Below are 8,490 nucleotides of genomic sequence, written 5' to 3'. Positions count from 1 at the left end.
GGGCGGGAGTACAGGGGGGCGGACAGCAGGAGGCGGTACAGGGCGGAGGCGCGGGGGTTGTCGGAGCACAGCCACACGCCGTGCGGGCAGTAGTCGGTGATGGTGTTGTAGAGCGGCTTGTGCTGGTCCATCCAGGCCAGCATGCGCAGCATGTACGTGATGTTGTCGCCGTTGCGGAACAGGCCCCACTCCGGGTAGGAGATCGGCTTGCCGTGGCGGCGGGCGAAGTCCACGTGGTGCTGCAGCCCGTAGGGCTCGGAGACCTGTTGGTCGAAGGTGAGGCCGCGCGGCTGGTCGTAGGCGTCCATGCCGATGATGTCGACGACGTCGTCGCCGGGGTAGCACGCGGGCCAGGGGACGGCGTCCCTGCCGCGGCTGGGGGCGAAGTCGAAGCGGAAGCGCTGCCCGTCGACCGCGCGCATGACGCGGACGATGCGGCGCCAGTACCGCTTCCAGCTCTCCGGGTCCGGGCCGCAGCGGTGGGTGTAGGTGATGCCGTTCATCTCCCACCCGAGCACGATGACGGTGTCCGGGACACCGAGGCCGACCAGGCGTTCGGCGAGGGCTTCGTAGTGCTCGTCGAAGGCGCCGGACGCGGCGCGCCGCAGCAGGGTCCGGACGGTGGCGTCGGAAAGGCCGCTCTCGTTGCGTTCCATCATCGGCACGTTGAGCACGAGCATCCGGTCGGACTTGGCGCGCCGCCAGGCGGCCCAGCTGTCGAGGAAGCCGTGCCCGCCCTCGATGTTGGTCCACAGGTCACCGGGCAGATAGGTGTGTCCGACGCGTGGTTCCTGCCCGCCGAGCCAGTGGGTGAGCTGCTGCATCCGCTGCACCCCGGCGGGCCCGTAGTGCAGGTACGCCCCGAACGCGGGGGCGTGCGCGGGCGCCCCGGCCGGGGCGTGGGCGCCCTGCTGCGGCTGCGGCGAGGCGGCGGGCGGAGGCGGCGAGGTGGCGGGGGGAGGCGCGGGGGCGGCCGCGGGGGCCGGGTGGGCCGGGTCGGGGTGGGAGGCCGCGAGGGCCGTGCCCGGCGTGAGGGCCGACGCGGCGATCACCGCGGCGGTGATCAGCGCCGGTCCTCTCGGGGCGGACCGTCGGCGGTCACGGGCCATGCGTCCTCCTCGGCGGGCACCTTCCCTGTAGGTGACAGGAAGTCATGTCCGTCGGGACGGCACCATCGGAGCGCCGCCGAACGGGCCATCAGCTGCCGTACAGCGCCTCGATGTCGGCCGCGTACGCCTGGGTCACGGCGTGCCGTTTCACCTTGAGCGAAGGGGTGAGCAGCCCGTTCTCCTCGGTCCACTCCCCCTCGACGAGCCGGAACGCGCGGATCGACTCGGCGCGGGAGACGGCCGCGTTGGCATGGTCGACGGCCTTCTGGACGTCGGCGCGCATCCGGGGGTCCTGGACGACCTCGGACATGGGGGTGCCGGCGGGCATCCCCCGTACGGCGAGCCAGTGCGCCACCGCCTCCGGTTCGAGGGTGATCAGGGCGCCGACGAAGGGGCGGTCGTCGCCGACGACGAGGCACTGGCCGACGGGCGGGCGGCTGCGCAGACGGTCCTCCAGGACGGCCGGGGAGACGTTCTTGCCGCCGGAGGTGACCAGGATGTCCTTCTTGCGGCCGGTGATGGTGAGGTACCCGTCCTCGTCGAGGGCGCCGAGGTCGCCGGTGGCGAACCATCCGTCGCGCAGCACGGCGTCGGTGGCGGCCGGGTCGCCCCGGTAGGCGCCGAAGACGATGCCGCCCTGGATGAGCACCTCGCCGTCGTCGGCGATTCGGACGGCCGTGCCGGGGACGGGCCGTCCGACCGTGCCGGGGCGGGGCCTGAGCGGCGGGACGATGGTGGCGGCCGCGGTGGTCTCGGTGAGGCCGTAACCCTCGTAGACCAGGATGCCGGCGGCGTAGAAGAACAGGTTGAGGTCGCGGTCGAGCGGGGAGCCGCCGCTGATGGCGTAGCGCAGGCGGCCGCCGAGCTCCTTGCGGACCCGGCGGTAGACCAGCAGGTCGTACAGGGCGAAGGCGGCCCGGAGTCCGGGGCCGGGGCCCTTGCCGGTGCCGAGGAAGTGGCTGAGGTGGGCCTCGGCGAAGCGGACGGCGACGCGGTGGGCGCGGTCGAAGGAGGCGCCGCGGCCCAGTTTCTCGGCGGTGGCCCGGCCGGTGTCGTGGATCTTCTCGAAGAGGTAGGGGACGCCGACGAGGAAGGTGGGCCGGAACTCCCGGAGTGCGGGCCGCAGTTCGTCGGGCTTGATGCTGGGCCAGTGGCCGATCTCGATACGGCCCATCAGGCAGGCGATCTGGATGGTGCGGCCGAGGATGTGGGCGAGCGGGAGGAAGAGCAGGGTCGAGGCGGCCTGCCCGGTGACGGCCTGGAAGACGGGGTGCAGCAGTTCGACGGTATTGGCGGCCTCGGCGTGCAGGTTGCCGTGGGTGAGGACGCAGCCCTTGGGCAGGCCGGTGGTGCCGGAGGTGTAGCAGATCGTCGCGACCGTGTCGGGGGTGAGGGCGGCGCGGCGCTTGACGACCTCCTCGTCGGACAGGTCACGGCCGAGCGCGGTGAGCGTGCCGAGTGCGTCACCGTCCAGCTCCCAGACGCGCGGGGGCTGTTCATGCCCGGCGGTGCCCGTCGATACCGTGGCGGTGTTCTGCGCCGTCTCGGTGACGACGTGCCGGGCGCCGGAGTCACGGACGATCCACTCGACCTGGTCCGCGGAGGAGGTGGCGTAGACGGGCACGGTCTGCCCGCCGGCCGCCCAGATCGCGAAGTCCAGCACGGTCCACTCGTAGCGGGTGCGGGACATCACGGCGACCCGGCCGCCGGGCTCCAGGCCGGCCGCGACGAACCCCTTGGCCACGGCGGTGACCTCACGGGCGAACTCCGCCGCGGTCACCGGCCGCCAGCCGTCGCCGGTGTGGCGGCGCAGCACCACGGCGTCCGGCGCCTGGGCCGCGTTGGTGTAGGGCAGGTCGGCGGTGCTGCCGGTGGTGGGGCGGGACGCGAGGGCCGGGGTGCGGGCCTCGCGCACCACGCCCCCGGCGTCCCTGACGACCTCGGCCTCGGAGCGCTCCAGCAGTTCCGTGCGCTGTCCGGCCCGCTTCAGATCCTTGCGTACGCCCATGTCGGCTCCCGGTGCCCGTCGTACTTACCGGAGAGTAAACTTACTCATGCGTAAGTAAAGGTCAATGGGCCCGGCCCTCTCAGTCCCGTCCGGTGAGACGGCTCGCCTGCCGGATCGCGTCGGCGAGCCGGGCCACGTCCTGGTCCTCGGTCCTCGCACCCAACTCCTCGGCCCGCTCGGCGAGTTCGTCCAGGCCGTCCCGCCCGGGCAGCACGGTCCGGCGGTCGTCGCCGCCGCGCAGGGCGTCCGCGAAGTAGGCCGCCGTGGCGGTGACCTGGAAGCGGGGGCTCGCGCTCCACACCGAGTCCTCCAGGGTGTCCGTCTCGATGCCGCCGGACTCCTCGTGCGGGGCGCGGGTGCGCGGGTCGAGCCAGCGGACGCTCGCCGTGGCGAGATGCCCCTCGGCGTCCCGTGCGGTGCGCACGGCGTACAGGGCGGTGACCGTGTGGCCGGGGCCGACCTCGCCGCCGTCGACGCGGTCGTCACGGAAGTCCTCGTCGGCGACCTGCCGGTTGTCGTAGCCGATCAGCCGGAACTCCTTCACCGTCTTCGGGTCGAAGGCCACCTGGGCCTTGGCGTCGCGGGCGGTCAGATCGACGTTGCGGGGCAGGTCCTGGCTGAAGACCTTGTGCGCCTCGCGCTCCCCGGACACGTACACGGTGTGGCCGTCGCCCTTGTCGGCGAGGCGCTCCATCAGGGCGTCGCCGTAGTCGCTGCCGACGCCCACCCCGAACAGGGTGATGCCGTGCTCGCGGCGCTCGGAGGCGATGCGCTCCAGGATGGTGTCGGCGTCGGTGTCGCCCGTGTTGGCCAGGGCGTCGGAGACCAGCACGACCCGGTTGGTGGCGCCCTTGCGCAGGCCGTCCTCGGCGGTCTCGTACCCGGTCTCCACACCGGCGCCGAGGTTGGTGGAGTCGGTGGGCTCCAGGCTGTCGATGGCGTCGTGGATCTCGTCCCGGTGCCCGCCGACGCGGGTCGGCCGCAGCACCCGCTCGGCCTCGTCGCTGAAGGTGACCAGGGCGACCGAGTCGTCGTCGCGCAGCCGGTCCGTCATGACGCCGAGGGAGTCCTTGGCGAGGTCCAGGCGGCCCGGTTCGGCCATGGAGCCGGAGATGTCGACGACGAAGGTGAGGGCGGCGGGCGGGCGTTCACCGGAGTCCTCGGCGGGCCGGGTCGCGAGCCCCACCCGGACCAGGGACCAGTCCTCGCGCGCGGTGCGGGCGCCGTCCACGGTGACGGTGAACCCGTTGCCGTCGGGGCGGTCGTAGTCCTGGCGGAAGCTGTTGACGAACTCCTCTGGGCGGACCGTCGCCGGGTCGGGCAGCCGTCCCTCGGCGAGCGTCCGGCGGGCGTAGCCGTAGGAGGCGGTGTCCACGTCCAGGGCGAAGGTGGAGACGAGGTCGGGCTCGGGCGCGAACTCGCGGCTGTCGTCGCCGTTCTTCTGCTCGTCCGGACCGCTGTCGCCGTCGTACTCGGGGGCGGCCGGGAAGCCCCTCTCGTCCGTTCTCCGGTCCGCCTTCGACATGCCGCCGTCCTGTGCGCTGCAGCCGGTGAGCAGCAGGCCGCCCGCCGTGAGCGCGAGCAGCGCACCCCTCAGCCGTCGCACGTGGTGTCGCTCCATCGTCCGTTCCCCCTCGTTCCGTTGACGCCGACTTCTGTGACTGTGACGGGCCAGAGGGCCGGAACGTGCGGTACGGGGCGTTGCGGATGGGTCTCGAAGCGGGCACGGCGGGCCCCCGCCGAGACCGGTGGGTGACCCTCCGTTGACCTGGCGGGGACCTGGGGCCCGTCCGGCGCTACGACACGACGTCCTTGCGCGTGAAGTGCCGGAAGGCCAGCGCGAAGAGGATCAGGGCGTACGTCACGGAGACCGCGGTGCCCTGGATCATGCCGGACCACTCCGGGTGCGGCTGGACGGCGTCCGCCCAGGCGAACTGCCAGTGCGCGGGCAGGAAGTGACGCCAGTCGCCGAGGGCGGTGACGGCGTCCAGGACGTTGCCGACGATGGTGAGGCCGACCGCGCCGCCGACCGCGCCCAGCGGGGCGTCCGTCCGCGTCGACAGCCAGAACGCCAGCCCGGCGGTGACCAGTTGGGACACGAAGAGGTAGGCCACGACGACCAGCAATCGCTGCGCCGCCGTACCCGTGGCGAGCGAGCCCCCGGTCGGGATCTGCAGCGGGCCCCAGCCGTACGCGGCCGAGCCCACGGCCAGCGCGACCACCGGCAACAGCACCATCGCGGCCAGGCTCAGACCGAGTCCGACCACGAGCTTGGACCACAGCAGCCGGGCCCTCGGAACGGGCGCGGCGAGGAGATACCGCAGGGACGACCAGCCGGCCTCCGAGGCGACGGTGTCCCCGCAGAACAGCGCGACGGGAATGACGAGCAGGAAGCCCGCCGAGACGAAGAGGTTCACGGCGGCGAAGTTGGCGCCGGAGGCCGTGGCCGTGTCCATCAGGGTGATGCGGTTGCCGCGCCCGTCCGGTTCGCCGCCGATCGCGAAGGCGGCGACCAGCACGAACGGCAGCACGGCGAGGATGCCGAACATGACCATCGTGCGGCGCCGCTTGAGCTGGCGGAGCAGTTCGACCCGCACGGGCAGGGTGCGGCCCGCCCGGTAGCCGGAGGCGACCTCGGTGCGCTCGGTGAGCGTGCTCATGCGGAACCTCCGATCAGGGTGAGGAAGGCGTCCTCCAGACGGCGGTGCGGGCCGACCGACCGGACGGGCACCTCCAGCCGGACGAGTTCGGCGACCAGGGCCTCGGCGCTGCCGTCGGCGTCGAGCCGGACGAGGAGCCCGTCGTCGGTGGCGACGGCCGAGACCACCCCGGGCAGCGCGGCGACCTTCTCGACGACGGGTCCGTCGAGGGCGGTGGCCGTGCCGACGAGGAGGGTGTCGCCGGAGCCGACGATCTCGGCGACCGGGCCCGCCTGCACGAGCCGGCCTCGGTCCATGACCACGAGGTGGGTGCAGGACTGCTCGACCTCCGCGAGGAGATGGCTGGAGACGATCACCGTGCGGCCCGCGGCCGCGTACCGGATCATCACCTCGCGCATCTCGCGGATCTGCGGCGGGTCGAGGCCGTTGGTCGGCTCGTCGAGGATGAGCAGGTCCGGCAGGCCGAGCATGGCCTGGGCGATGGCGAGGCGCTGGCGCATGCCCTGGGAGTAGGTGCGCACCGCGCGGGCGAGCGCGTCGCCGAGCCCGGCGATCTCCAGGGCCTCGTCCAGGTGGGCGTCCTCCGGCGGGCGGCCGGTGGCCTTCCAGTACAGCTCCAGGTTCTCCCGCCCCGACAGGTGCGGCAGGAAGCCGGCGCCCTCCACGAAGGCGCCGACCCGGGACAGGACCGGGGCGCCGGGGCGGATGGCGTGCCCGAAGACGCGGATCTCCCCGGCGTCGGGGCGGATCAGGCCCATCAGCATGCGCAGGGTCGTCGTCTTGCCCGCGCCGTTCGGGCCGAGCAGGCCGAGCACCTGGCCCTTCTCCACCTGGAACGACAGCTCCCGCACCGCGTACCGGTCCTGCGCGCGGGCGTACCGCTTGCTCAGGCCGGTGATCCGCAGCGGGACCTCGGCCAGTTCCGGGTCGGGCGCGGGGGCCGCGGTGCGGCGGCGGGCCGTCAGCAGCAGGGCCAGGGCGACCGCGGCACCTGCGGCGGGCAGCCACCAGACCCAGGACGGCAGGGGGGTGGCGGCGCTGGTGACGCCGGGGGCCGTCGGGACGGACAGCTCGCTCTTCAGACCGACCGTGTACGTGGCCGGGGCGGCCGGGGAGGCGTAGCCGAGGTCCGTGGAGGACAGCACCAGGCGCAGCCGGTGGCCCTTCTCGACGTCGTGGTCGATGGCGGGGAGGGTGATCCGCACGTCCTTGCCGGACTTGGCGTCCATCACCCGTAGCGGGGTGACCAGCTGGGAGGGCAGCACCTGCTGCCGGCCGTCGGGGCCGACGTCGTAGACCTTGGCGAACAGGACGGCGTCCGTGCCGCTGGAGCGCACGTGCACGGTGGCCGTCGGGGAGCCGGTGATGTGCAGGTTGTCGGCGACGGGCGCGGACTCGAAGCGGGCGAACTGGCCGGGGAAGTCCAGCGAGACCCCGACGCCGAGCGAGGACAGTTGCGAGAGGCCGCCGGAGCCGCCGAGGCCGGGCAGGGCGGAGACGGCGGGCGGGCTGGCGCCGGCCGGGTTGGCGACGGACTGCTCGCCGCCGGTGAGCGGCACCCGCCGTACGCCGTCGGCCAGTCCGGGGTAGGTGCCGGCGCTCGCGCCCCGCAGCTGGGCCTCGCCGTCGGTGGAGTCGATGCCCCCGGTCCGCGTGACCCGGAAGGCGGGGCCGGTGTCGGCGCCCTTGTCGCCCTTGAGGTACCGGTCGAACCAGGCGGTGGTGCGGGCCTGGACGCGGGACGCCTCCATGTCGCCGCCGTCGTGCCCGCCGGCGATCCAGTCGACGTCCACGGGGGCGCCGTTGGCCCGGATCGCGCGGGCCGCCCGGTCGGCCTGGCCGAGCGGGAAGAGGGAGTCGGACTGGCCCTGGAACAGCAGAGCGGGCACCTTGATGCGGTCACCGACGGCGGACGGGGAGCGCTCCTCCAGAAGCTCGCGGGCCTTGGCGTCGGGGACGCCGGACTCGGCGACCCGCTCGTACATCGCGCAGAGCGTGGGCTCGAACTCGGCGCAGCCTCCGCCGGAGTTGACGAAGATGCCCGCCCACAGCTTCTTGAAGACGCCGTTCGGGAAGAGGGCGTCGGCGAGGTCCCAGTAGGTGACGGCCGGGGCGATGGCGTCGACGCGGTCGTCGTGTCCGGCGGCCAGCAGCGCGATCGCGCCGCCGTAGGAGCCGCCCGCCATGCCGACGCGCGGGTCGCCGGGCTTGTCGAGGCGGACCTCGGGCTGCCGGGCGAGCCAGTCCAGCAGCCGGGAGACGTCGGCGACCTCTCCCTTCGGGTCGTTCAGGCCGATCGCGCCGGTCGACCTGCCGAACCCGCGCGCGGACCAGGTGAGGACGGCGTACCCGTCCCGCGCGAGGTCCTCGGCCTGCTGCCGTACGTCGTCCTTGCTGCCGCCGAAGCCGTGCCCGAGGAGGACCGCGGGGCGCCGCCCGCCGCCCGGCGCCGTGAAGTACGAGGTGTCGACGCGCACTCCGCCGTCCATCGCCATGACCCGGTCGGCGCGCCGTACCTTCGGGGCGTCGCCGTCGGAGGCGACCGCGGTCCAGGTCCCGGCGCCGGCCAGCACCACGACGGCGGCCGCGGCGGCCAGCAGCCGCCGCGGCCCGCGCAGTGCGCCCCGTCCGGGCAGTCGAAGATCCATGCGTCAACGGTACGGGTGGAACCTGTCGGTCCGTTGTCGACCGGGGACCGAACTCCGCCACCTCC

Annotated in this window: 5 protein-coding genes; all 5 read right to left on the bottom strand. The window is 73.6% G+C overall.

Annotated elements, in window-relative coordinates; all coding sequences use genetic code 11:
- Positions 1-1,109, bottom strand: a 1,109-nt coding sequence (locus ADL34_RS20310; RefSeq protein WP_107116128.1) for a glycoside hydrolase family 26 protein, incomplete at its 3' end; no start/stop codon positions are given.
- A gap of 88 nt (positions 1,110-1,197) precedes the next feature.
- Positions 1,198-3,117 carry an AMP-dependent synthetase/ligase gene (locus ADL34_RS20305; protein ID WP_062670126.1) on the bottom strand — a complete coding sequence of 640 codons (1,920 nt, stop codon included), beginning with the start codon at positions 3,115-3,117 and terminating at the stop codon, positions 1,198-1,200.
- A 79-nt stretch (positions 3,118-3,196) separates the two neighbouring features.
- A complete protein-coding gene (locus ADL34_RS20300) occupies positions 3,197-4,738 on the bottom strand; it encodes a vWA domain-containing protein (RefSeq protein ID WP_062670129.1) in 1,542 nt (513 codons plus the stop codon).
- A gap of 175 nt (positions 4,739-4,913) precedes the next feature.
- Positions 4,914-5,777 carry an ABC transporter permease gene (locus ADL34_RS20295; RefSeq protein ID WP_062670131.1) on the bottom strand — a complete coding sequence of 288 codons (864 nt, stop codon included), beginning with the start codon at positions 5,775-5,777 and terminating at the stop codon, positions 4,914-4,916.
- On the bottom strand, positions 5,774-8,425 hold the full coding sequence (locus ADL34_RS20290; RefSeq protein WP_062670134.1) for an alpha/beta fold hydrolase: 2,652 nt from the start codon (positions 8,423-8,425) through the stop codon (positions 5,774-5,776). The genes ADL34_RS20295 and ADL34_RS20290 overlap by 4 nt, the downstream gene beginning before the upstream one ends.
- Between the last annotated feature and the right edge of the window lie 65 nt (positions 8,426-8,490).

Source organism: Streptomyces sp. NRRL WC-3605 (assembly GCF_001509795.1).
GTDB lineage: Bacteria > Actinomycetota > Actinomycetes > Streptomycetales > Streptomycetaceae > Streptomyces > Streptomyces viridochromogenes.
This window is presented reverse-complemented; position numbering and strand designations above follow the sequence as displayed.

What these genes read in the sequence shown, in the direction of transcription:
- ADL34_RS20295 (WP_062670131.1), bottom strand. Translation starts at nt 5,777, where the DNA reads ATGAGCACGCTCACCGAGCGCACCGAGGTCGCCTCCGGCTACCGGGCG.
- ADL34_RS20300 (WP_062670129.1), bottom strand. Translation starts at nt 4,738, where the DNA reads ATGGAGCGACACCACGTGCGACGGCTGAGGGGTGCGCTGCTCGCGCTC.
- ADL34_RS20290 (WP_062670134.1), bottom strand. Translation starts at nt 8,425, where the DNA reads ATGGATCTTCGACTGCCCGGACGGGGCGCACTGCGCGGGCCGCGGCGG.
- ADL34_RS20305 (WP_062670126.1), bottom strand. Translation starts at nt 3,117, where the DNA reads ATGGGCGTACGCAAGGATCTGAAGCGGGCCGGACAGCGCACGGAACTG.